The organism is Streptomyces sp. NBC_01390 (assembly GCF_045040105.1).
In the GTDB taxonomy this organism is placed as follows: Bacteria; Actinomycetota; Actinomycetes; order Streptomycetales; family Streptomycetaceae; genus Streptomyces.
In genome coordinates, this window is record NZ_CP109551.1 from 10,075,835 (window position 1) to 10,096,874 (window position 21,040).

General features: G+C 70.3%; 19 protein-coding genes. 5 read left to right on the forward strand and 14 right to left on the reverse strand.

Going from position 1 to position 21,040, the window contains the following annotated elements:
* Positions 1 to 31: 31 nt before the first annotated feature.
* The 7 genes from OG241_RS45085 to OG241_RS45115 all read right to left on the reverse strand — a co-directional run bounded on the left by OG241_RS45085 (position 32) and on the right by OG241_RS45115 (position 9,247).
* On the reverse strand, positions 32 to 280 hold the full coding sequence (locus OG241_RS45085) for a hypothetical protein (RefSeq protein WP_405824264.1): 249 nt from the start codon (positions 278 to 280) through the stop codon (positions 32 to 34).
* Positions 277 to 1,812 (reverse strand): hypothetical protein, encoded by a 1,536-nt coding sequence (locus OG241_RS45090; RefSeq protein WP_405824266.1) that lies wholly within the window; start codon positions 1,810 to 1,812, stop codon positions 277 to 279. The genes OG241_RS45085 and OG241_RS45090 overlap by 4 nt, the downstream gene beginning before the upstream one ends.
* Positions 1,809 to 3,284, reverse strand: a complete 1,476-nt coding sequence (locus OG241_RS45095; protein ID WP_405824268.1) for a hypothetical protein — start codon at positions 3,282 to 3,284, stop codon at positions 1,809 to 1,811. The genes OG241_RS45090 and OG241_RS45095 overlap by 4 nt, the downstream gene beginning before the upstream one ends.
* Entirely contained in the window at positions 3,281 to 5,224 is a 1,944-nt protein-coding gene (locus OG241_RS45100) for an Hsp70 family protein (RefSeq protein ID WP_405824270.1), read from the reverse strand. The genes OG241_RS45095 and OG241_RS45100 overlap by 4 nt, the downstream gene beginning before the upstream one ends.
* A gap of 18 nt (positions 5,225 to 5,242) precedes the next feature.
* Positions 5,243 to 5,689 (reverse strand): hypothetical protein, encoded by a 447-nt coding sequence (locus OG241_RS45105; RefSeq protein WP_405824272.1) that lies wholly within the window; start codon positions 5,687 to 5,689, stop codon positions 5,243 to 5,245.
* Positions 5,690 to 6,189: 500 nt separating this feature from the next.
* Positions 6,190 to 7,608: a glycoside hydrolase family 16 protein gene (locus OG241_RS45110; protein ID WP_405824274.1), complete on the reverse strand. Its 1,419-nt coding sequence runs from the start codon at positions 7,606 to 7,608 to the stop codon at positions 6,190 to 6,192.
* Between the two features lie 358 nt (positions 7,609 to 7,966).
* Positions 7,967 to 9,247, reverse strand: coding sequence for an RNA-guided endonuclease InsQ/TnpB family protein (locus OG241_RS45115; protein ID WP_405824276.1), 1,281 nt, complete (start codon positions 9,245 to 9,247; stop codon positions 7,967 to 7,969).
* 23 nt (positions 9,248 to 9,270) lie between these two features.
* On the opposite strand from OG241_RS45115, the gene tnpA reads away from it, so the two are divergent.
* Positions 9,271 to 9,699, forward strand: a complete 429-nt coding sequence (gene tnpA / locus OG241_RS45120; protein WP_405824278.1) for an IS200/IS605 family transposase — start codon at positions 9,271 to 9,273, stop codon at positions 9,697 to 9,699.
* A 108-nt stretch (positions 9,700 to 9,807) separates the two neighbouring features.
* Here tnpA and OG241_RS45125 read toward each other — a convergent pair whose 3' ends face one another.
* The 5 genes from OG241_RS45125 to OG241_RS45145 form a co-directional block, all read right to left on the reverse strand.
* Positions 9,808 to 10,218, reverse strand: a complete 411-nt coding sequence (locus tag OG241_RS45125; RefSeq protein ID WP_405824280.1) for a transposase — start codon at positions 10,216 to 10,218, stop codon at positions 9,808 to 9,810.
* Complete coding sequence (locus OG241_RS45130) at positions 10,197 to 10,949, reverse strand: IclR family transcriptional regulator (protein WP_405824282.1); 753 nt, start codon at positions 10,947 to 10,949, stop codon at positions 10,197 to 10,199. The genes OG241_RS45125 and OG241_RS45130 overlap by 22 nt, the downstream gene beginning before the upstream one ends.
* Positions 10,946 to 12,355, reverse strand: coding sequence for an alpha/beta hydrolase family protein (locus OG241_RS45135; protein ID WP_405824284.1), 1,410 nt, complete (start codon positions 12,353 to 12,355; stop codon positions 10,946 to 10,948). The genes OG241_RS45130 and OG241_RS45135 overlap by 4 nt, the downstream gene beginning before the upstream one ends.
* Positions 12,352 to 13,674, reverse strand: coding sequence for an MFS transporter (locus tag OG241_RS45140; protein ID WP_405824286.1), 1,323 nt, complete (start codon positions 13,672 to 13,674; stop codon positions 12,352 to 12,354). The genes OG241_RS45135 and OG241_RS45140 overlap by 4 nt, the downstream gene beginning before the upstream one ends.
* A gap of 179 nt (positions 13,675 to 13,853) precedes the next feature.
* Positions 13,854 to 14,393 (reverse strand): MarR family winged helix-turn-helix transcriptional regulator, encoded by a 540-nt coding sequence (locus OG241_RS45145; protein WP_405824288.1) that lies wholly within the window; start codon positions 14,391 to 14,393, stop codon positions 13,854 to 13,856.
* 133 nt (positions 14,394 to 14,526) lie between these two features.
* Here OG241_RS45145 and OG241_RS45150 point away from each other — a divergent pair, with 133 nt between their 5' ends.
* The 4 genes from OG241_RS45150 (at position 14,527) to OG241_RS45165 (ending at position 18,403) form a co-directional block, all read left to right on the forward strand.
* Positions 14,527 to 15,444: an SDR family oxidoreductase gene (locus OG241_RS45150; RefSeq protein ID WP_405824290.1), complete on the forward strand. Its 918-nt coding sequence runs from the start codon at positions 14,527 to 14,529 to the stop codon at positions 15,442 to 15,444.
* A gap of 2 nt (positions 15,445 to 15,446) precedes the next feature.
* The gene (locus tag OG241_RS45155) at positions 15,447 to 16,331 is read left to right on the forward strand and encodes an amidohydrolase family protein (RefSeq protein ID WP_235473674.1); all 885 of its coding nucleotides are present in this window, start codon (positions 15,447 to 15,449) and stop codon (positions 16,329 to 16,331) included.
* Between the two features lie 49 nt (positions 16,332 to 16,380).
* Positions 16,381 to 17,886 carry an o-succinylbenzoate--CoA ligase gene (gene menE, locus OG241_RS45160; protein ID WP_405824293.1) on the forward strand — a complete coding sequence of 502 codons (1,506 nt, stop codon included), beginning with the start codon at positions 16,381 to 16,383 and terminating at the stop codon, positions 17,884 to 17,886.
* Positions 17,887 to 17,947: 61 nt separating this feature from the next.
* A complete protein-coding gene (locus OG241_RS45165; protein WP_405824295.1) occupies positions 17,948 to 18,403 on the forward strand; it encodes a MaoC family dehydratase in 456 nt (151 codons plus the stop codon).
* A 31-nt stretch (positions 18,404 to 18,434) separates the two neighbouring features.
* On the opposite strand, the gene OG241_RS45170 is transcribed toward OG241_RS45165, so the two are convergent.
* Complete coding sequence (locus OG241_RS45170) at positions 18,435 to 19,295, reverse strand: hypothetical protein (RefSeq protein WP_405824297.1); 861 nt, start codon at positions 19,293 to 19,295, stop codon at positions 18,435 to 18,437.
* Positions 19,296 to 19,298: 3 nt separating this feature from the next.
* Positions 19,299 to 20,972, reverse strand: coding sequence for a PHP domain-containing protein (locus OG241_RS45175; RefSeq protein ID WP_405824299.1), 1,674 nt, complete (start codon positions 20,970 to 20,972; stop codon positions 19,299 to 19,301).
* Positions 20,973 to 21,040: the final 68 nt, after the last annotated feature.

Consider the following 21,040-nt stretch of genomic DNA (forward strand, 5'->3'; position numbering starts at 1 on the left):
GAGGCGGCAGGGGGACACGAGGGCCTCGGACCTACTCGCCCGGTTCGGGCACCTCGCCCAGTGCGTGTTCGGCCAGCTCCCGGCAGAGCCGGTACTCGGACTCCTGGTCGACCCGCGCCATGAGCAGCAACACCCGGGCGAGCGAGGCCTGTTCGAGGAGCTGGTCCTGGTCCGGCGCGGGCCTGTGCTCGATGGGCGGGAGCCGGTCGAGGAGCGCCGCGTCGTCCGCCGTACGACGGCGAGGCGTGCGGTACCCGAGCGTCGGCAGATATCGGGTCACGGGGTCTCCTCCGGCAGCAGTGTCTGGGCCGTCCTGGTGACGAGGTCCAGCTCGGCCCGGTGCAGGACCCCGGCGCCGTCGGCCGCCGTGTCGACGGCGTGGTCGAGTTCGGCCAGCAGCCGGCGCAGGGCGTCCCTGGCGGGGTCGTCCGCCGGCAGGTCCCGGATCCTCGGGAAGACGATCAGTTCGACCCGGCGGCGCAGCGCTGCCGAGCGGCGCTTGAGATCGTCCAGCGGGGCACGCTGGTGGGGCACGGCCTGGTCGTCGAGGTCGTCCGCCGTCGCGAACCGCTGGAACTTCTCCTTCAGGCGCAGGAGTTGGGCCCGGTCCTCGGCGGAGCGGCCCGGATCGGCCAGGAACTCCCCGAGCAGGACGAGATAGCGCGAGAAGGCGTTGCCCTCGCCACCGAACTCCCGCTCGCGTTCGATGAGCTCCAGAACTTCGGGCAGCAGAACGGCCCTGGCCCTGCGCTGCCCCGCGTCGAGCACGGTGAGCGCCTCTTCGCGCTCGGGCTGGCTCGAGGCGAAGTAGTAGCGGACCAGCCCCTCGACGAGGTCGGCGTCCCCCAGGTCGGGGTCGGCCTCGCGCACCGCGTCCACCCGCCGCTGGAACTCCGCGAAGTCGTCCGGCGACGGCGCCCCGGGCTCGGACCTGCCCAGCCACTCGCGCAGCAGAGCCAGCAGCCTCAACAGGGCGACACCTGAGCGCAGTCGCACGGCGGTGGCCTCGCTGTCGGGCGGTCGTCGCTCCAACTGCTCCGCCAACTGTCCCAGCCAGTCGCCCAGTTGCCGGGGATCGCCGTCCTGCCAGTCGCACACCACAAGCCCCAACTCGGCTTCCACGGTGGACAACTGCTCCCCCTCCATACGCCCCCGCGCCGCGCCGAACGCCTCGCGCGCGTCGTCCGTCCGCCCGTCGAACACCGCCTGGACGCCCTTGGCGAGCTGGAGTTCGTTGAGCTCGGCCGGAATGTGGTCGGTGAGCTCACCGAGTTCCCGGACCCGGTCGAAGTGGTGCAGCGCCCCGTCGGTCTCCCGGCGCCGCCAGTGGGTGAGGGCCAGCTGGAGGTGGGAGACGGCGGCGATACGGCGGCTGTCGGGGCGGGAGTCCAGCAACAGCCGGTGCTCGGTGTACAGGTCGGTGACCCGGTTGTGGTTCTCCAGTCGCGCCTGCAGCCACAGTTCGAGACACGCCGAGTGCTCCGTGCGGCCCTCGGCGGCGATCAGCTCGTCGAGCACGGTCGCGGCGGCGCCGTAGCGGGCCGGCTCGTACGTCCCCAGCATCGCCCGGACCTGCGCCTGCGCGAACCGGGTCCGGTTCAGTGCCCGCCCCCGTGGCCCGGCGTTGACGGCCTGCCCGAGCAGCTTCTCGGCCCGCTCCAGCTCGTCCCGGTCGTCACTGTCGAGCAGCGCCAGGGCCTCCTCGTACGGCACACGCCAGCGACCGGGCAGCACCACGAGGAAGTACGCCCCGCTCGCCACGGTCGTGAGGAACAGCACCGGTAGAACGACCGCCAGCAGAAACGTGGTCATCCCTTGCCCTCCAGCAGCCGTCGGTCGAGCGCGGCGAGTCGCATGCCGTGCTCGTGGATCTCGGAAGCGCTCATCTGGCGGGTCGCCCGCAGCCTGCCCAGACCGGTCCTGACCTGATCGGCCACCTGGGCGGCGGTGTCGAAGTGCTTGAGCCCCTCGAAGGTCTCGGCGTAGTCGAGCATGAGGTCGAGACGCCACCACATCAGCGTGTCCTGGCTGTCGTGCAGCCACGTGTACACATGGCGGTTGGCCTCGTCGTACGCGCGCTGCCCGATGAGACAGGTGGCCATCTCATGGGCGTGTTCGCGCTGTTGCTCCGCCGGCAGCCGCTTGAAGGCCGTGCGGGCCGTGTCGTTCAGCCGCTGCGCGAACGAGCCGTCGGTGGCCTGGGCGAGGCCGCCCTGGACGACCGACCAGAGCCCGCCGATGATCGACAACTGCGCGGCGTAGGCTTCCGACCGCCCCGGGTCCGCCTGCACCGCGCGCTCCAGCAGGGACAGCGCCTCCAGGGGTTCCTTCAGGTCCCGCCGGGCGATCTTGGCGGCGAGAATCAGAAGGTCGTAGCTCGGCCGGTCGACCAGCGCCGCCTGGGCGAGCCCCACGGCCAGCCGCGGACTGCCCGCCTCACGCAGCTTCTCTACGGCCCTCAACGGGTTCATCGCGCGCCACGCCTCGTCGAGGGCGTCCGCCAGCTGCCCGGCCTCCGTGTCGCTCCACCGTGTGGCGCGCGGCCCGGTGAGATCGCGCAGCCGCTCGCGCACACCGCGTACCGGTTCCACACGCCGCATCCAGGACGGCAGCCTCCCCTCGCGCTGCCCTTCGGTGAACACGGCGGCGCACGCGGCGCGTTGGAGCAGCCGGTCGGTGTCGCCGTCCGGCAGGTTCTCGAAACAGCCGCGGGCCGCGACCGCCAGGGCGTGCAGACCGGGGTCACGGTCCCTTGGCACCAGACCGCGCGCCGCCTCCGGGGTGAGGTGGGCAATCCGCGCCGGCGCGCCCGCGAGCTGCTCCAGGGACGGCGCGCCCCACGGCGGCAGCGGAAGCAGCAGCGGGCCGCGGTCCCCGGCCAGCACGATGTCGGCGGGCAGCGCCACCAGCCCCGGTCCGACAGCCTCGCGCCACCCCGGGTACGCCTTCAGCACGGTGGCCAGGGCCGCCACCCGGTGCGCCGGATCGGGGGATTCGAGGGCGTCGGCCAGGCTGCGCCGCGCGTCGGTCTCGTAACTGACGACCTGGAACCAGCGGCCGCCGAACTGCCGCTGCTCGCCCCCGGCGCCCTTCACCACGGGGACCAGCTCACGGCGGCGCGGCCGGGTCTGCCAGGCGACCAGCTCGGACCGCTGCTCCCCGCTGATCTCCTCGTTCGGGATGAGCCGGAACCAGCGGCGCCGCCGGGGCGCGCGGTACAGCGAGCCCCACCAGCCGGCGCCGGCGTACTCGGCGTCGAGTTCCTCTTCGACGGCTGTCGTCACAGCTCGCCTTCGAGCCGGTCGGCGAGCTCGTCCAGGGTGTCCTCGTCCGCGCCCGTGCGCACCGCGCTCACGAAGACCCGCAGGGCCTCGGTGAGCGGCGGCCGTTCCGGGCCCTCCTGCGCCGAACGCAGGGCCTTCTTGACCGTGCGCCGGTACTCGGCGGGGACCTCGGCCACGTCGAACTCCGGCAGCGGCGCGGCTGCCGGAGCCGGGACGGTGATCGGGTCCGGCACCGACGCGGTCACCGGTCCGGGGATCGTGATCCGCGGGGATCCGGCGCCGGGTCCGGACGGAGCCGGGGTCCGGGGCGAGCCCTCGGCGAACAGCCGCACCAGGGCGGCGCGCCGCTCCACCAGCTCGTCGAACTTCCCGATGGTCGTGCTCTGGTCGAAGGTCGCCTGGTACTCCCGACCCGTGTTCGTGTGGGTGACCTGCACGCCGAGCAGCCCGTTCACGTCGAGCGAGAACTCGACCTCGAACTGGTGATGGCCCTCGGGACGGGGCTCGATGTCGTCGAGGTGGATCGTGCCGATCAGGGTGTTGTCGTAGATGTACTCGCCCTCGCCCTGGTAGATGGCCGCCTCGATACGGTTGGCCTGCTCCGGGTTCACATACGTCTTCGCCTGGCGGGCCGGGATCTTCGTGCCGCGTGGGATCAGCGTGTTGAACCGGCCCTGCTGGACGCCGACGCCGAGGGTGTGCTCGGTGATCAGGGTGACGGTGTAGTCCTGGTCGTCGGCGGAGCGTTCGGCGGTGGGGCGGGTCGCGAGGTCGAAGGCCGGTGTCGGCTCGAACCGGTTGGCGACGATGGCCGCGCCCCGGGCGACCAGCGTGTCGGGGTTGGCGTCGCCGCGGACGAAGTCCTCGTCCTGGTCGAAGTGGTCCAGCAGCATCCGCCGGACCCGCGGGATACGGGTGGAACCGCCCACGAGCAGTACTGCGTTGACGTCCTCGCGCTCCACGCCCTTGGCGCTTCTGGCGAAGCGCAGGGCCTCGTCGACCTGGTGCAGGGACCGCTGCAGGATCGGCTGGATCTCCCGCTCGAAGGTGTCGCGGTCCAGTTCCAGGGCCGGGATGCCGCCGCCGAGGTCGATCGTCGTCGTGTTCCGCAGGGACAGTTCGCGTTTGGCTGCCTCCGCCGCCGCCTTGATCCGCAGCCGCTCGGTGCCCTTCGGCAGCGCGTCGCCGAGCTCCCGGACGATCCAGTCCACGACGGCGTCGTCGAAGTCGCCGCCGCCGAGACGCTGGTCGCCGGCGGTGGCGATGACCTCGATCTCGTCGTCCCTGGTCTCGATGATCGACACGTCGAAGGTGCCGCCGCCCAGGTCGAACACCAGGTAGACCTGCCGTTCCGACTCGGCGCGGTCCACGCCGTAGGCGACGGCGGCGGCGGTGGGCTCCGGGATGAGCTGCCTGGGGTAGAGACCGGCCAGCAGGGCCGCCTCCTCGGTGGCCTTCTTCTGCCGTTCCATGAAGTACGCCGGTACGGTCACCACGGCGTCGTGGATCTCGCCGCCCAGGGCCTGTTCGGCGATCCGCTTCATCCGCATCAGCACCAGGGCGCTGATCTCCTGCGGGCGCAGCCACTCACCGCCCAGCCGGGCCCGGACCGGGTCGCCCTCCTTGTGGACGCCGGTCGCGCCGAAGTGTTCCAGCAGTTCCGGGGTGAACACCGCCCCCATCTCCCGCTTGATCTCCACGAGCGTGTCGCCGGTGCCGGGACCGTCCGCGCTGATCGCGTCCTTGGCGTCGTGTCCGACGACGAGCGCGCCGGTGGCCCGGTCGAAGCGTACGACCGAGGGGGTGGCCACGGCGCTGTTCCCCTCGCGTTCGGGGTCGGCGAGGATCCTGGGGGCGAGGTCGTCCGGGTGGTAGGCGGCCACGGCCGAGTAGGTGGTGCCGAGGTCGATGCCGACGACCCGGTGCAGCTGGTCATCCATGGGGAGTTCCTCCGGGGTTCACTCGTCGGCGAAGCCGTCGAGAAGGTGAGTGCGGGTGAAATCGCCGGTGAAGTCGGTCCGGGTGGTGTCCGTGGGGTGGTGGACCTCTTCGCCGGCGGCGGCGAGGAAGACTTCCAACTCCCTGCGCAGCACGGTCAGTCCGACGTCCCGCTCGTCGAGCACCGGCTCCCAGGTCGGTTCGAGACGGAGCAGCGGGAGCGGGGGATGGCGGGCGTCGTGCGCGGCGCGGGCCTCGGCGTTCTCCAGGTTGACGGCGTGCGCGGCGGCGACCTCGTCCTCGCTCGCTCCCCGTGCCTGGAGCAGGGCGTCGTAGCGCGCGGCTGCCGCGCGGATCTCGTCGGCCGTCGCCTCCGGCGGCACGCCGAGGCGGCTGTACTCCGTGGAGCGGGGCACGACCAGGGGCAGCGCGAAGAGCGTTCCGCCGTCGTCGTCGACACCGGACATGGCAAAGAACCCCCGTTCACGAACGCGACGAACAGGGGTGACGTGCGGCCCCCGTCGGACGCGGTTCTCCAGTGACGCAGCACGGCGGTGCGACGGCCGTGACGTTGGGCTGATTGTAGGGGCGAGTGCGGTAACTCGCTCCCGAAGTCTGTGAGTTGAAACCCCTTCGGTCACAATGGCCGAAACCGGGGCTCGGCTGCTGTTGAATTCGCGTACACGCCGAGCGCCCCTCGCCGCAGTCTGCGTGCGGGGGCCGGAGAGCGGGGGCCGATCACCGCATCTGCAATCCTTCTCTCCAAATCGGCCACATGGGCGACATGCGCCCGACGGCGTCGACTGTCATGAAGCGACATCCTTCCCCAGTGGCCACTGTCATGACCGGACTTCCCGCGGATCGGTCCCCTCGGCTGCGACCGGAACTGCGCCGAGCGGCCGGTGCCCGCGCGCACAGATGCCCCGCGAGGCCCGGAAGGTCTCGCGGGGCATCGGCAACGTCCGTGTCAGTGACCGAAGTTGAACCAGTTCACGTTCACGAAGTCCTGCGCCTGGCCGCTGGTGAAGGTCAGATAGACGTCATGGGTGCCGGTGACGGAACTGATGTTCGCCGGAACCGTGCGCCAGCTCTGCCAGCCGCCCGTGTTTCCGATCGAGAAGCTGCCGACCGGGGTGCTCGTACGGCTGTCGAGGCGCACCTCGACCAGTCCGCTCACGCCCGAGCCGGCCCCGCTCGCGACCCTGCCGACGAACTGGGTGGCGGCCGTGGAACCGAAGTTGACGTTCTGGTAGAGCGCCCAGTCGCCGCCCGCGAGCGAGCCGATGTTCTGTCCGCCGCCGGTGTCGGTGGTGGTCTCCGTGCTGGCGCCGGACTGGCTGTTGTAGGACTCCGCCTGGATCGCGCCGTACGCGTCCCGGGTCCCGGTCGGCGGAGGTGTGGTCGTGCCGCCGCCGGTGGTCGACTGGAGCACCTGCACGTAGTCGACGACCATCGGGCGCCCCGAGACTGTGTTCGCGTCCGGGCCGCCGCCGAACGCGGCCGGGAAGGCGCCGCCCATCGCCACGTTCAGGATGATGAAGAAGCCGTGGTTGGTCGCGTTGGCCCAGGTCGTCGCGTCGACCTGGTTCGCGGTCACCGTGTGGTAGTTGGTGCCGTCGACGTAGAAGCGGATCGCCTCCGGGCTCACCGAGCGGTCCCACTCCATGCGGTACGTGTGGAAGCCGGCCTGACACGTGGTGCCGGCGCAGCTGGTCGTGGAGCCGATACCGGTCGTCTCGTTGCAGGCGCCGCCCGGGCTGGTGCCGCAGTGCATGGTGCCCCAGATGGTGTTGAGACCCTGGGTGTTCTCCATGATGTCCAGCTCGCCGACGCTCGGCCAGTTCTGGTAGTTGCCCCGGTAGGGCGCCCCGAGCATCCAGAACGCGGGCCAGTAGCCGAGGGCTCCCGCGCCGGTGACGTTCGGTACCTGGAGGCGGGCCTCGACGCGCAGCTTTCCGCCCGCCGGGGGCTGGAAGTCGGTGCGGTTGGTCTCGACGCGGCCCGAGGTCCACGCGCCGGCGGAGTTGCGCACCGGGGTGATCCGGAGGTTGCCGCTGCCGTCGAGCGAGACGTTGCTCGTGCTGTTCGTCATCGTCTCGATCTCGCCGGTGCCCCAGTTGGCGGGACCGCCGGGATACGAGGTCCCGGTCGCGTACTGCCAGTTGGTGGTGTTGACGCCGGTCCCGGCGGTGCCGTTGAAGTCGTCCAGGAAGACCTGCGTCCAGCCGGTCGGCGGTGTCGGCGCGTCCGCCTGTGCCACCGACACGGCGGCGGCCGCGAGGCTGAGGACGGCGCCGACGGCGACGAGCACGCGCCGGAGGGGGCCGCGTGTGGCAGGTGGGCCCGAAGCGAGCGGAGTGGGTGAAGTGCCTGAAGTGTCCCTCATGGGTGCCTCTTCGGGTACGGGGTGGGGGTGCGGGGGCGCCTTCGAGAAAGCGTGAGAGCGCTCTCAAAGTGGGCCCAATGTGCTCCCGGTGACTCCGGCCGTCAAGAGGTGAAACCCAGAATTTCCTTTCGTCACAGGTGAGTTCACCCGATGAAGACATGAATGTGGTAACGGCGAAGGGGTTCTGGAAGGTCCTAGACCGCGCTGCCCGCCTTCCAGTCCGCCCAGTTCAGGTTCCAGCCCTTGAGCCCGTTGGCCGGGTCCACCGTCACCTCGCCCGAGTTCCTGACGATCACCACGTCCCCGAGCATGGAGCTGTCTTGAAGTGCTCTCCCGGCTGAGGCCGGGAGATTCCTGCTTACCTTGCGGCAGCGGGTTTGACGCGCTTCGCGCGCCTGACGACTGCCCTCCCGGCAGCCGGGATGAGCGCGAGGCCCGTCCGGTACAGATGCAGGACGTTGCGGGCCGCGTTGTGGTCGGCGTTGCCCGACCAGCCGCAGTCCGGGTTCTTGCACACGAACACGGCCTGGGACTCCCGGCTCCCGGGCGTGGTGCAGCCGCACGCGGAGCAGCGCCGGGAGGTGCCGGGGGCCGGGACCTTGACCAAGGTGCCGCCGAGCTGGGCGGTCTTGTACGTCAGCAAGGTGACTGTGCGGCCCCATGCCTCCCCGCTGATGGAGCGGTTCAGTCCGGACTTCTGGGTGACGTTCTTCCCCGGCTCCTCGGCGGTTCCCCTGGCAGACTTGACCATGTTCGTGATGCTGAGTGCTTCGACCACGACCGCGCCGTACGTTTGGGCGATGTGAGTGGTGGTCTTGTGCTGCCAGTCCAGGGCCCGGCGCTTGGCTTTCGCGCGCAGTCCTGCGATCTGGTCGTAGGTGTGGTGCAGTCGGCGGCTGGTGCGCTCGCCGGGCCTGCGGTGCCGCTTGCGCTGCGCGGCGCGTTGCTCCAGGTGCAGGAGCCTGGCCTTCTCCTTGCCGGTCAGCCATTCGCCGTGCTCATAGGTTTCGCCGTCCGAGAGGGCGATGGGCACGGTGACGCCCACGTCGATTCCGATGTCCGGCCCCTGGTGGGGATCGGGCTTGGCCTCAAGGGTCAGGACACGGAAGGCGATGTGCCAGCCGAGTGCGTCCTTGATCAGCCGTGCCCCGGTGATCCGGTTCTCCGCGCCCGCACGCCTGCCCACCGGCAAGTCTCTGATCCAGCGGAAGCGGACCCGGCCCACCTTGGGAATGTTGGCCATGCCCCAGCGCCGGTGCACGCGGGTGATGTTCAGATCACGGCCCTGCGGGATGTCCACGGACATCACCGTGCGAAACCGGCCCTTGAAGTTCGGGGCGTGGGCGCGCCCGTCCCAGCAGTTCTTCCATGCCTGGAAGTACGTCTTGAGTACCGCTTGGGCGGCCTGGGCGGGGAGAACGGCCAGGAAGTCGATCTCCTGACGGGCTTGCCGGATCGCGGCGTCCGCGTGTCCGAGTGTCCGCTTCTCCTTCGGCATCATCTGCCACCACGCGTGCAGCAGGTTCCACATCGTGCGGGCGGCGTGCGCCTGGTCGTCCGCCTTCAGCACCTCGGCAGGCGACAGCGCAAGCCGGGCACGGTGCCCGAACTGCCGCTTGACCAGGGTGTCGTGACTCATGATCCAGAACCTAGCATTGGTTTATGTCACCCCGCTGGAACCCTCATCCCGATGTCAGAACCGGTCGCCATGTTGTCTACAACCTGCACGTTCACTTGGTTTTTGTCACGAAGTACCGGCGGAACGCGTTCACCGACGCCATGCTGACCCGCACCGAAGAGATCATGCGGGAGGTCTGCGCCGACTTCGAGGCCGAGCTGAAGCAGTTCAACGGCGAACAGGACCACGTCCACCTGCTCGTGCACTACCCGCCCAAAGTCCAGCTCTCCAAGCTGGTCAACTCCCTCAAGGGCGTCAGCTCACGCAGGCTCCGCCAGGAGTACGACAGCCACGTCCGCCGGTACCTGTGGGGCGGACACTTCTGGTCCGGCTCCTACTTCGCAGAATCATGCGGCGGGGCACCCCTGACCGTCATCAAGCAGTACATCGAAAACCAGCAGCGCCCCGTCTGACCGCAACCCCGAAGACACAGAGCACTCCGACGCTTCGCGCCTCCGAACCAAGGATGGCCATCACCCCCACTCTGAAGGACTCTGTTGAGAAATCCGCGAATCGGCTTGTCAGGCCGCGAGCATGAGGGCTTCGAGGCGGGAGGTGCGGGTGCCGCCAAGCGGAGTGTCGGTCAGCCATCGGTCGAGGCGGACGATGTTGATCGCGGTGGCGGCGAAGACGTGCCCAAGGCGGGTTGCGGGCAGATTGCGGTAACGGGTGCGGCGGATCCCGGTGACACGCACGGCCTGGGAGATCGTGCCCTCGACGCCGGCCCGGACCTTGTAGCGGGCCTTCCACTCGTCGGTGTCCTGGGCCCGGCGGGCCTCTTCGAGGGCCTCATATCGCTCGGGGGGCAGGAAGGTCAGGCCTCTGCCCCGGCGGCCGGATGGGGGCTTGGTGCACTGTGCGGGGGTCTGGTGTCTGAGATTCCGCTGAGGACGCTGTCGCGTGGTTCTTCTCAGTGCCGCTCCGGCTGCCACCCCAGGGCCCGTGAGATGCCCCGCGCCGCCAGTCGTACTGCGGGCACCAGCACCGGTACCTGGGCGTCTGTCCGGGGCACCACGACCGAGACCGCGGCGATCACCGAACGGCCCGGACCGTGCACCGGGGCGGCCACCGACAGCGCGTCGTCGGTGACCTGACGGCTGCTCACCGCCACGCCTGTGCGCCGGACTTCGGCCAGAACACGGCGGAGTGCGGCCGGGTCGGTGATCGTGTGCGGGGTGAAGGCGGCCAACGGGCCCTCGCTGTACTCCTGTTGGAGGGCCGGGTCGCTGTGGGCGAGCAGGGCGAGGCCGACGCCCGTGGCGTGCAGGGGCCAGCGGGCGCCGACCCGGATGTGCACCCCGACCGCCGAACGGCCCGACAGCCACTCGATGTAGACGACCTCGCCGCCGTCCCGTACCGCCAACTGCACGTTCTCGTGCGTCGCTTCGTACAGGTCCTCCAGATACGGCAGCGCGATCTGCCGCAGCGCCAGCCCGCGCGGGGCGAGCGCCGCGACCTCCCACAGTCGGAGGCCGACGTGGTAGACGCCGGCCTCGTCCCGCTCCAGCGCGCCCCACTCGGTGAGGGCGCCCACGAGGCGGTGCGTGGTGGTGAGGGTCAGCCCGGCCCGCCGGCTGATGTCCGTGAGGGTCAGCGCCGGATGCTCGTGGTCGAAGGCGCTGAGCACGGACAGCAGTCGGTCGGGCGCGGAGCGGGTGGTCATGGGCGGGCAGCTCCCGGGGGCGTCGAGGTGTGGGTCCGGGCCAGGTCGTAGGGGCGCGGGTACTGCGTCGGGCGGTAGGTCACGTAGCGTGCGGAGGTGGTCGGATCCGCTTCCTGCGCACGGGAGTTGAGGGTGGTCGCCGAGGTGTCCCAGTGGCCTGTGTCGAGGCGGTGCTCCAGGGTGTGCAGGGCGGCGACCGTCTCTCCGGTGGTGAACGTGCAGTGTCCGGGAGCGTCGACGTAGGCCTGGCTCAGCAGCCTGCCCGAGCCGCTCGCGGTCGCCGCCCGCCGGTAGGCGCTCTCGGCCTGTACGGGGATCAGCGGGTCGCCGGTGGTGTGGATGTTCAGCTGGGGAGCGGTGAGCCGGCCGGTGAAGCTGCTGGTCCCGCTCATCCAGGCCACGGCGCCGGGGTCCGCGCTGATCCGGGGGGCGCCGTTCAGTGCCTTCAGGTCGTCGCGCAACGAGAGTCCCGCCTCCTTGTAGAGCTCGGTCACCTCCTTGTATACCGAGGACCGGTGCAGCATCCGGGTGTAGTCGACGCCCGTGTTCCAGGACGGGTTGCCGCCGGCCCGGGCTTCCGCCTCCTGGCGCCGGCTGAACGCGGGGCTCATGATCAGGCCGGTGACCGCCGTGTACTGGTTGGCCTGCTGGGCGTCCCAGTCGGTGGGGCCGGGGACGGGCTGCGTGGCGTTGTTGTAGCCGGGGATGTTGTGCAGCGCGGCGGCGAGCGCGATGCGGGCCCGGCCCTCCCGGGTCTGCTGGGCGTCGGTGACCTTCGCGGCGAGCGCGTTCGCGGCCGACAGGGCGGTGGCCTGGTCGGTGAATCCGGTGAGCCGGATGTCCGAGTCCGGGGCGAGGAGCGTACGGAGGGCGAAGACCGGGTCGAGCGTGCTGTTCCAGTTGGCGACCCCGCCCTGCACCAGACCGCACATCGACAGCGAGCCGTCGAAGCGGTCGGCATGCCGCTCGGCCAGGGCGGTCGTCACCAGGCCACCGTAGGACCGGCCCCAGGCGATCGTGCGCCGGGCCTCACCGAACTTCTCGGTGAACACGTCCAGCGTGGCCAACTGGTCCGGCACGGCCTCGGTGACCGCCCATCCGGTTGTCGCGTACGACGATCCGATGAGCGCGTATCCGGCGTCGATCAGTTGCCCCTGCACCTCCGGAGTCGGCGCGTCCTCGGCGGCGCTGGGTCCGCGGGCGGCGTCGCGGTAGCCGTGGCTGAACAGCAGCACCGTCCCGTTCCAGTCCGCCGGCACGTCCATCAGGTAGGTCGCGCCGGAGGGGAGCCGGCCCTCCACTCGCTGGGCGGGAGCGGCGGTGGTGGCGGCCTGGGCGGACAGCGTGGGCGTGGAGAGGGTGGCGAGTAAGGGCGTGGCGAGGACGGCGAGAGCGCGGGAGTTCACGGGTGGATCCTTTCGGCGGCGGGGGACTGCCGGGGGGCGGGGACGGGGGAGTCGAGCGTGTCCGTGTGTGTCTCGGGCATCCGCCACACGGTGACCGCGGTGATCAGGGCGCCGCCGCACAGCAGCAGCGACACGGGCGTGCTGCCACCGCCGTTCGAGGCGAGCAGGCTGGTCGCGATCAGCGGGGAGAACCCGGCGCCGACCAGGGTCGCCGCCTGGTAGCCGAGCGAGGCGCCGGTGTAGCGGACCTTCGTGCCGAACATCTCGGAGAAGAGGGCGCCCAGCGGCCCGTACATCGTGGACTGGGCGATGCCGTGACCGAGGACGAGGGCGAGGATCAGCAGTCCGGGCGAACCGGAGTCGACCAGCCACAGTACGGGGAAGGCGAGCGCGGCCGAGGCGACGGCACCGGCGAGGACCACCGGGCGGCGGCCGACGCGGTCGGTGAGCGCCGAGGCGGTGGGCAGGACGACCAGCGCCACGCAGGAGGCGACGGTCACGGCGGTGAGCACCTGGGGACGGCTGTACCCGTTGTCGGTGGCGTAGGAGATCATGAAGCCGGTCAGCAGTGACTGGGCGGTGAAGGCGCCGATGCCGACGCAGCAGGCCAGCAGCACCGGCTTCGGGCGGCGCAGCACTTCGAGGATCGGCGGCCTGGCGGAGGTCTCCCGGGTGCCCTGCCGCTTGACCTCGGCGAACAGCGGGCTCTCCGCGATCCGCAGCCGGACGAACAGCCCGACGCCCAGCAGTACGAAGCTGAGCAGGAACGGTATGCGCCAGCCCCAGGAGCGGAACTGGTCGTCGGGGAGGGTGGAGACGAGGGTGACCACTCCGGCGGAGAGCACGGAGCCGAGCGGGGCGCCCAGCTGGGTGAAGCCGGACCACAGGCCGCGCCGGGAACCCTGGGTGCGTTCGGCGTGCTCGACGACCATCAGGGTCGCGCCGCCCCACTCGCCGCCGATCGCGAGGCCCTGGACGACCCGGAGGGCGACCAGCAGGACCGGGGCCCAGACGCCGATCGCGTCGTAGGTCGGCAGCAGCCCGATGAGGAAGCTGCCGCAGCCCATCAGGGTCATCGTCAGCAGCATCATCGACTTGCGGCCGAGCCGGTCGCCGAAGTGACCGAAGACGATGCCGCCGAGCGGTCGGGCGACATAGCCGGCGGCGAAGGTGCCGAAGGCGGCGATGGTGCCGACCGTGGGGTCGGCCTGGGGGAAGAACAGGTCGCCGAAGACGAGCGCGGCGAGCGTGCCGTACACGAGGAAGTCATAGAACTCGACGGTGGTGCCGAGCAGTCCGGAGAGTGCGACGCGGCGCAACTCCCTTGTATCCGGGTTCAGTTGGGGGGACGAGCCGGAGGACGGGCGGGTTGGCTGCACGGGAAGCTCCCTGATGCCGATGCCGTGGGGGACGTCACCGGTCGGGGGGATCGCACCGGTGCCTGGGTGAAGTTAGGCACCAATCAAGCGGCAGTCAAGAAGTTGCACAACTTCCAAGGTCAGCGGGGTCCGTCCTCCGTGATCCGCTGGAGCAGGGTGTGCAGGGACTCCCGCTCCGCCGGGTCGAGGGGGCTCAGCAGCTCGTTGGTCACGCGCTGGCCTGCCTCGTCGGTGTCGCGGAGGAAGGCGCGGCCGTGCTCGGTGAGGGCGACGATCCGGCTGCGGCGGTCGTCGGGGGAGGGTCGGCGTTCGACGAAGCCCAGCTTCTCCAGGTCGTCCACCAGGCCGACGATCGCGCTCGGGTCGTAGCCGAGCGCGGTGCTCAGCTCGCGCTGCAGGGCGCCCGTCGAGGTGGCCAGGAAGCGGACCACCGCGTAGTGGCGCAGCCGTAGCCCCGACTCCTGGAGGAAGGTGTTGAACAACTGGCCGGAGCGCAGGCCCAGCCGGTACAGCAGGTACCCGGTGTCCGCGTGCAGGCCGCGCATCCAGGGCTCGTGCGCGTCGATCGGGGCGGGGTTCTGGACGTCCTGCTGGCGGGCGATGGCGGGCTCCCTCGTCGTGGCCCCGGGCGGGGCGGATCCATGTACAGATTCCAGCATGGCGCACCCATCTGGCGGCAACAACTATTGACGTCAACAATTATTGCTCTTAGCTTCGATCTCAAGCAGTCGCCTTGGGCTGTCGACTTGAGGCTGTCGTCTTGAGCTGTCGTCTTGTGAAGGGACCTCCCTCGTGCCCAGCATCGATCTGACCGGCAAGGTCGCCGTCGTCACCGGCAGTGGCCGTGGCCTCGGCCTCGCCTACGCGCACGCTCTCGCCGCCGCCGGCGCCTCCGTGGTCGTCAACGACATCGACGAGAACGTGGCCGAGCAGGCCGTGAAGTCCATCACCGCGGCGGGCGGCAACGCCGTGGCCGAGGTGGTCCCGGTCGGTACCACCGAGGCCGCCGAGCGGCTCGTGAACCGCGCCGTGGAGGAGTTCGGGCGGCTCGACATCCTGGTCACCAACGCGGGCATCCTGCGCGACAAGGTGCTGTGGAAGATGACCGACGACGACTTCGACGCGGTGATCACCACCCACCTCAAGGGCACCTTCACCTGCGCCCGCGCCGCCGCCGTACGCATGCGCGAGCAGGGCGAGGGCGGCACGCTGATCCTGGTCGGCTCCCCGGCCGGCCAGCGCGGCAACTTCGGGCAGACGAACTACGCCGCGGCCAAGGCGGGCATCGCCGCCTTCGCCCGCACCTGGTCGATGGAGCTGGGCCGCGCGAACATCACCGTGAACGCGATCGTGCCGGTGGCCGCCACCGCCATGACCGAGACCATCCCCGCCTTCGCGCCGTACGTCGAGGCGCTGAAGAACGGTGTGCCGTTCCCGGCCTTCCTGCGCAAAGGTGAGGGCTTCGGCACCCCCGAGGACTGCGCCGGCCTCGTCCCCTTCCTCGCCTCCGAGGCCGCTCGCGGCATCACCGGCCAGGCCATCGGCATCGGCGGCGACAAGGTGGCACTCTGGTCGCATCCGCAGGAGATCAGGACGGCGTACGCCGACGGCGGCTGGACCCCCGAGGCCCTGGCCGACGCCTGGTCCACCTCGGTCGGCGCCGAGCTCCAGTCGGTGGGCATCCCCGCCCCCAAGTTCCCGGAGGCGTAACCATGGCGAACCTCAACGTCGAGGAACTCGTCGCGATCGACGTCCACACCCACGCCGAGATCTCCTCCAAGGGCACCTCGTCCCTGGACGACGACCTCCACGACGCCTCGTCGGCCTACTTCAAGGTCGAGGGCAAGCGGAAGCCGACCCTGGAGGAGACCGCCGCGTACTACCGCGAGCGGAAGATGGCCGCCGTCATCTTCACCGTGGACGCCGAGTCCGCGACCGGCACCGAGCCCGTCCCCAACGAGGAGGTCGCCGAGGCCGCCGCGGCCAACCCGGACGTGCTCATCCCCTTCGCCTCCATCGACCCTTTCCGGGGCCGGGCGGGCGTCAAGCAGGCCCGCCGGCTGGTAGAGGAGTACGGGGTCAGGGGCTTCAAGTTCCACCCCAGCATCCAGGGCTTCTTCCCCAACGACCGCTCGGTTGCGTACGAGCTGTACGAGGTGATCGAGGAGACCGGCACCATCGCGCTCTTCCACACCGGCCAGACGGGCATCGGCGCGGGGGTCCCCGGTGGCGGCGGGATCAGGCTCAAGTACTCCAACCCGCTGCACGTCGACGACGTGTCCGCCGACTTCCCCGAGATGAAGATCATCCTGGCGCATCCGTCGTTCCCCTGGCAGGACGAGGCGCTCGCCGTCGCCACGCACAAGCCGGGGGTGCACATCGACCTGTCCGGCTGGTCACCGAAGTACTTCCCGCCGCAGCTCGTGCAGTACGCCAACACGCTGCTCAAGGACAAGGTCCTCTTCGGCTCGGACTACCCGGTGCTCACCCCGGATCGCTGGCTCGCCGACTTCGAGAAGCTGCCGATCAAGGACGAGGTCAGGCCGAAGATCCTCAAGGAGAACGCGGCCCGACTGCTCGGACTCACGAAGCCATAAGCCCTGGAAGTCCAGTCACCTGTCTTGTTACTCGTAGAGGGGCGCAACGATGCGCAACGAGGGACTGGGGTCTTGGCCCGCCCGCCGGGCCCGCAAGACCCCCCAACGCACCGCCCTGATCCACGGCGACACCACGCTCACCTACGCACAGCTGTACGAACGCACCACCCGGCTCGCGCACGCCCTGCGCGAGCGGGGAGTGCGCCGTGGCGACCGGATCGCCTATCTCGGCCCGAACCACCCCTCCTACCTGGAGACCCTGTTCGCGGCGGGCACACTCGGCGCGGTCTTCGTCCCGCTCAACATCCGCCTCGCCGGCCCGGAGATCGCCTACCAGCTCGCCGACTCCGGCGCCAAGGCCCTCGTCTACGGCCCCTCGCACGCGGGTCTCGTCGCCGGCCTGCCCGGCAACACGGACGTGCGGACGTACGTCGAGGTCGGCGCCGAGTACGAGGACGCGCTCGCCGGTGCCTTGGCCGAACCGATCGACGCGCCGGTCACGGCCGACGACACCTGCATCATCATGTACACCTCGGGCACGACGGGTCGGCCCAAGGGCGCCATGCTCACGCACGGCAACCTCACCTGGAACGCCGTCAACGTGCTCGTCGACCAGGACGTCATCACCGACGAACGCGCCCTGGTCTCCGCCCCGTTGTTCCACACGGCCGGGCTGAACATGCTCACCCTGCCCGTGCTGCTCAAGGGCGGTACCTGTGTCCTGGTTGAGGCCTTCGCCCCGGACGAGACCTTCGACCTGATCGAACGGCACCGGATCACCTTCATGTTCGGGGTGCCGACCATGTTCGACCAGGTGGCCAGACACCCGCGCTGGGCCGACGCCGACCTGTCGTCCCTGCGCATGCTCTCCTGCGGCGGCTCACCGGTGCCTACCCCGCTCATCGCCCGGTTCCAGGAGCGCGGGCTCACCTTCCTCCAGGGCTACGGCATGACCGAGGCCTCGCCCGGCACACTGTTCCTGGACGCCGAGCACGCGGTCAGCAAGGCCGGCTCGGCGGGCGTACCGCACTTCTTCAGCGACGTACGGGTGGTACGGCCCGACCTGACACCGGCCGAGGTCGACGAGCCCGGCGAGATCGTGGTCCGCGGGCCGCACGTCATGCCCGGTTACTGGGGGCTGCCCGAGGAGACGGCCGCCTCCTTCACGGACGGCTGGTTCCGCAGCGGGGACGCCGCGCGGATCGACGAGGACGGCTATGTCTTCGTCGTCGACCGCATCAAGGACATGATCATCTCGGGTGGGGAGAACATCTACCCCGCCGAGATCGAGGATCTCCTCCTGGCCCACCCCGACATCGTCGAGTGCGCGGTCATCGGCGTCGCCGACGAGAAGTGGGGCGAGGTGCCGCGCGCGGTCGTCGTACCCCGCGAGGGCGCGGTCCTGGACGCCGACGAGGTGCTCGCCTCGCTGGCCGGGCGGCTCGCCAAGTACAAGATCCCGAAGTCGGTCGTCATCGCGGACGAACTCCCGCGCACCGCCTCCGGAAAGCTCCTCAAGGCCCGGGTGCGCAAGGCGTACGGGGCGGGTCGGTAACCCGTGCCCCGGCCCGCTCCCTCATCAACTACCAGCTCAACTACCAGTTAAGGAACGCGACATGAGCATCACGGTCAACGGCATCGACGAACTCAAGAAGCTCGCCGGCAGCGACCTCGGCACCAGTGAGTGGATCGAGGTCACGCAGGAGCGCATCAACACCTTCGCCGACGCGACCGGCGACCACCAGTGGATCCACGTGGACCCGGAGAAGGCCGCCGCGGGCCCCTTCGGCGCCCCGATCGCCCACGGATACCTCACCCTCTCCCTGTTCATCCCGCTCTTCACCGAGCTGCTGGACGTCCAGGGCGTCACCACGAAGGTCAACTACGGCCTCAACAAGGTGCGTTTCCCCTCGCCCGTGAAGGTCGGCTCGAAGATCCGGCTGGTCGGCAGGCTGGCCGAAGTGCAGGAGGTACCGGGCGGGGTGCAGATCACCGTCGACGGCACGATCGAGATCGAGGGCGCCCCGAAGCCGGCGGCCGTGCTGCAGAGCCTGTCCCGCTTCTACGCCTGACCCGCTCCAGGGCGCCCGGGCGATCAGTACGTCAGCCCGTGACCTGCCGGTACGAGTAGACGGTGGTCGCCAGTGCGCAGATGCCCGGCTGGACGACCTCGGCGCGCAGGGTGCCGGTGTTCGTGTCGTAGTCGACGCCCTCCGCCTCGTACGCCGTCCCCGTGCAGGCGCTGCGCTGCGGAAGGGCGAACAGGCTTGTCACGTGCCCGGTGACCGGCTTGCCGTCCACCGCGCGGGACAGGTCGACCTGGAGCACGGGGCGGACCTCGGGGAACAGGGTGCCCGAGTCGTCGTCCGAGGCGCACAGCAGCCGGGTCGCGGTGACGAAGTCGCAGCCCTGGATGTCCCGGACGGTTCTGTCCAGGGTGATCTGCCCGGCCTGCGTCAGCGCGCCGCCCGTGGCGGGGGTGGACGCGTTGAGGAGCGGGGCCGGAAACACCTGAAGGCGCCCCTGGTCGCCCCACTCGCCCGACACCAGCCACTGGTTGTCGGGCGAGACGGTGGCGAAGGAGTTGTTCAGCTTCTCCCCGGAGTCGAGCTGGTGCACATACTGGTACCGCTGCCCCGCCGGGGTGGTGACCGCGAACATCTTGGACGTGGCCGTGTCCGAGCCCTGGTAGGCGTCGAACACATAGCCGTCTGTGATGTCCGGGTCACCGATGTGGTTCCAGCCGGCGATACGCAGGTCCAGCGGGATCGACGCGAGCCCGCGGTACAGGAGCGTGCCGTCCGCGCGGGAGGCCAGCCCCTGACCGCCGCCCAGGGAGTCGACCTGGGCGGAACCCGTCTCCGTCCACTGCGGGTCGGCGGCGGACGCCGTGCCACCGCCGCCGAGCGCGAGCGCTCCGGCCAGGCCTAATAACGCGCTGAGGGACAGGAGTTGACGCTTCATCAGTCAGCCACCTACGACGTCGACGAACACCGGGTTCGAATAGAACCACGTATCGGCCCACGGGTCACCGTTTCCGGGCGCGTGGACGATCGGCCCGTGCGGGTCGACCGACGCGCCGAGGTAACCGGCACCGTGCCGGTTGCCGTCGCTGCCGCGCAGCCGGACGTAGAACGACTCGTCACCGGCGGTCAGCGGCACGCGCAGGGTGTACGTCCCCGTGCGTCCCGTCACGTCCTTCGACTTCACGACCCTGGTGTCCGGCGCCTGCCAGGTGTCCCGGTCGGCGACCGGACCGCGCACCGCGCCCCGGATCACGTCGACGTGGGCCAACTCGGGCAGGATTCCCTGCGGGTTGAGACGGGAGGCGGTGGTCACGGTGATGTTCAGCGTGAGCTTCTCGCCCCGGCGGACCCGGATGCGGCCGCCCAGCGTGACCCCGCGGCCGAAGTCGCAGTCACGCGTCAGCCGCACGTCGAGGCCGTCCAGCAGATGGCCGTGGTCCAGCCAGACCCGGCCCGCGCGCATACCCTCCATCACCGCGCGGTAGCCGTAGCGCGTGACACCCACGTGGGTGCGGCTGAACTGGCCGGGCCAGAAGTCGCTGCCGGGCTGCGGGGTGTCGGTGTTCACCGGGTCGGGCAGCTTGCCGGTGTTGTCGAAGTTCTGCCCGGCCGGCCAGTCACCGTTCTTCCAGGTGTCGAAGACGATCCGGTGCGCGTCGGAGTTCGTGGTGATCGAGAACAGGCTGCCTTCGGCCAGCATCGAGTCCCACAGACCGCCGACCGTCGCGGTCGCCCAGTCGAAGCCGCCGTACGTCAGATACCCGTCCGCCGGATAGCCCTGCCAGGACTGCGCCGAGGGCTTGTTCTCGTACTCGCCGCGGATCGAGGTGGCCCCGCGCCAGCCGGGGATGGCCGCGCCCTGGGCGCCGGGCGCGCCCTCCATGCCGATCATGATCTCGGGGGCCGCGTCCCGCCAGGCCCGCATCTCGTGCGGCGAGTCGATGCCCAGGCGCATCGGGTGGTTGGCGAGGACCAGTACGTCGTCGACGTATCCGGTACGGCGCTGCTCGGCCAGCCACTTGATGCCGTTGACCGCGTGTGCCTCGTTGCGGGCGGTGTTCGCGCCGCCGGCCGAGCCGTCGGTGTAGCCGAGGAGCTTGCCGTCGTAGGCGCTCTCGAACTTGGTGAGCAGATCGACCTCGTGCTTGCCGGGCGGCGAGAACACCGTGCAGTGCTCGGCGCCCGGGATGTACCACTCCAGGCCCTGGAAGATCAGCTGACGCGGGTTCTCCGCCCGTGCCTTGAGGATCTCGGCGTGCTCCAGCGGGGCGCCGTACTGGGCGTGCCCGAAGTTGGAGTGCTCGGTGAACACCATCCAGTCGAGGCCGAACTTCTCTCCCGCAGCGGCCAGTTGGGAGAAGGTGTACTTGGCGTCGTGGCTGTACACGGTGTGGATGTGATGGTCGCCGACGAGGTAGGCGAGCCGCGGGTCGCTGCCGCCCAGCCGATGCGGGCCGGATGCCGCCGCGGCGGGTGTCGCCAGTGACCCGGCGGCGAAGGCGGCGCCGAACAGGCCCGCCCGGTGCAGGAGTTGACGCCGGGAGACGCCCTGGGCGTCGAGGCCGGCGGGGGAGACATCGGGGTCGGCCCAGGCAGGCAGCTGTTGCTCTGTCATGGTCTGTGGGTCCCTTGCGATCTGGAGAGGTGTGGTGTCCAGGAGGCTTGGCGGAGCCAGACGGTGTG

What these genes read in the sequence shown, in the direction of transcription:
- OG241_RS45090 (WP_405824266.1), bottom strand. Translation starts at nt 1,812, where the DNA reads ATGACCACGTTTCTGCTGGCGGTCGTTCTACCGGTGCTGTTCCTCACG.
- OG241_RS45100 (WP_405824270.1), bottom strand. Translation starts at nt 5,224, where the DNA reads ATGGATGACCAGCTGCACCGGGTCGTCGGCATCGACCTCGGCACCACC.
- OG241_RS45105 (WP_405824272.1), bottom strand. Translation starts at nt 5,689, where the DNA reads ATGTCCGGTGTCGACGACGACGGCGGAACGCTCTTCGCGCTGCCCCTG.
- OG241_RS45110 (WP_405824274.1), bottom strand. Translation starts at nt 7,608, where the DNA reads ATGAGGGACACTTCAGGCACTTCACCCACTCCGCTCGCTTCGGGCCCA.
- OG241_RS45115 (WP_405824276.1), bottom strand. Translation starts at nt 9,247, where the DNA reads ATGAGTCACGACACCCTGGTCAAGCGGCAGTTCGGGCACCGTGCCCGG.
- tnpA (WP_405824278.1), top strand. Translation starts at nt 9,271, where the DNA reads ATGTCACCCCGCTGGAACCCTCATCCCGATGTCAGAACCGGTCGCCAT.
- OG241_RS45130 (WP_405824282.1), bottom strand. Translation starts at nt 10,949, where the DNA reads ATGACCACCCGCTCCGCGCCCGACCGACTGCTGTCCGTGCTCAGCGCC.
- OG241_RS45145 (WP_405824288.1), bottom strand. Translation starts at nt 14,393, where the DNA reads ATGCTGGAATCTGTACATGGATCCGCCCCGCCCGGGGCCACGACGAGG.
- OG241_RS45155 (WP_235473674.1), top strand. Translation starts at nt 15,447, where the DNA reads ATGGCGAACCTCAACGTCGAGGAACTCGTCGCGATCGACGTCCACACC.
- menE (WP_405824293.1), top strand. Translation starts at nt 16,381, where the DNA reads ATGCGCAACGAGGGACTGGGGTCTTGGCCCGCCCGCCGGGCCCGCAAG.
- OG241_RS45165 (WP_405824295.1), top strand. Translation starts at nt 17,948, where the DNA reads ATGAGCATCACGGTCAACGGCATCGACGAACTCAAGAAGCTCGCCGGC.
- OG241_RS45170 (WP_405824297.1), bottom strand. Translation starts at nt 19,295, where the DNA reads ATGAAGCGTCAACTCCTGTCCCTCAGCGCGTTATTAGGCCTGGCCGGA.
- OG241_RS45175 (WP_405824299.1), bottom strand. Translation starts at nt 20,972, where the DNA reads ATGACAGAGCAACAGCTGCCTGCCTGGGCCGACCCCGATGTCTCCCCC.